General features: G+C 54.3%; 1 protein-coding gene. It reads right to left on the bottom strand.

Features of this window, described 5'->3' with window-relative positions; translation table 11 throughout:
* Window positions 1–11: 11 nt before the first annotated feature.
* On the bottom strand, window positions 12–974 hold the full coding sequence (locus HBO09_RS28585; RefSeq protein ID WP_092232475.1) for a transposase: 963 nt from the start codon (window positions 972–974) through the stop codon (window positions 12–14).
* Window positions 975–1187 lie beyond the last annotated feature (213 nt).

The raw sequence follows: 1187 nt of genomic DNA, 5'->3' as shown, positions 1-1187 counted from the left end.
TGTGGGAGATTCTATGTTGCAGGTAAACCCTGCAACCTTAAGTTCGGTTGGTATTCGCTCTGGTTTTTCATCAGCGCGAATGCCACCCGGCAGAGCTTGCGGGCGAGGATTACCAGGGCTTGGGTCTTTGCCAGTCCTCGGGCCAGGTAGGACTCGTAGTACGGTTTCCAGGTCGCAGATCGGCTAGCGGCCATCGCTGCGTTGTGAGCAAGGCGCCGCAACTCTGAATCGCCCTTTTTACTCAAGTGCCGAGGGCCGGCCTTTTTTCCGGAGTCTTTTGGCCTCAGATCCATCCCCAAGAAAGCGATGAATGCATCGCCATTGGCGAACTGACCGCGCATGAAGGCTGTCGCTAGACCAGTAGCCGTAAGATCACCCACTCCCTCAATGGCTTTGCAGCGCTTGATATTTTCGGTGATGCCCGCCTCTTTGCTGACCTTGTGCAGCAACTTCTGAATGACCTGCTCAGCTTGTTTGAAGGACTTTAACTGCTGGGCCAACTCGTCTTTCAAAAGCGGTTCGCCTGACCAACTCAGTGTGAGGCTTACACGCAAGTTGATAAGTTCTGCACGTCGGTGTAGCAAGCTTTTCAATAACTTGTAAGCCTGCGGAGGTGGACTCCAGAGCCGTAGCCGTTTCTGCTCGCTGCTCAGGTAGCGCGCTAATAAACGTGCATCACAAGGGTCGGTTTTCGCCCGCTGGCCAATGCTTTCGCGGTAATGGCTCAACCGATAAGCGTCTACAACGTAAACCCGATGTCCTATTTCATGGGCGAGTTCAGCTGTGTCCAAGTGGTAAGTGCTGGTGGCTTCCAGGGCAATTGAGCTGTTGGCAGGTAATGTGTTGAGCCAGCGGCCAAGAGCATCGCGGTCGTTGGCAATGGCTTGAGTGGCGTTGAGGTCTTCGCGGTAGGCAACGATTTCGGCCTTGGCCACATCGATACCCACAACCGTTGGTGAAGTAAGGATTGTCATAACTAATCCTCGGAGCTAGGGTTTAAGGGCTTGTCGGGGTCTATCCCAGCGCTGGCTTGCCTCTATTGTCGGTTTTCCCGATGAATTCCTTATCGGCGCTTAGGGTAGAAAGGGCGGGACGAGAAGTCTCCCACGGTCCGTACTGGCTAGAGTCGGAATCGGGCTTTTAGTCGCCGCCCACCCCTTCAAGTCTAAACATACAAGCGGGCTTGC

Origin of the sequence: Pseudomonas sp. WS 5027 (assembly GCF_012985695.1) — a bacterium.
Lineage (GTDB): Bacteria > Pseudomonadota > Gammaproteobacteria > Pseudomonadales > Pseudomonadaceae > Aquipseudomonas > Aquipseudomonas hygromyciniae.
Note: the sequence above shows the minus strand (reverse complement) of the source record. Positions and strands in the feature narration are given on the sequence as shown.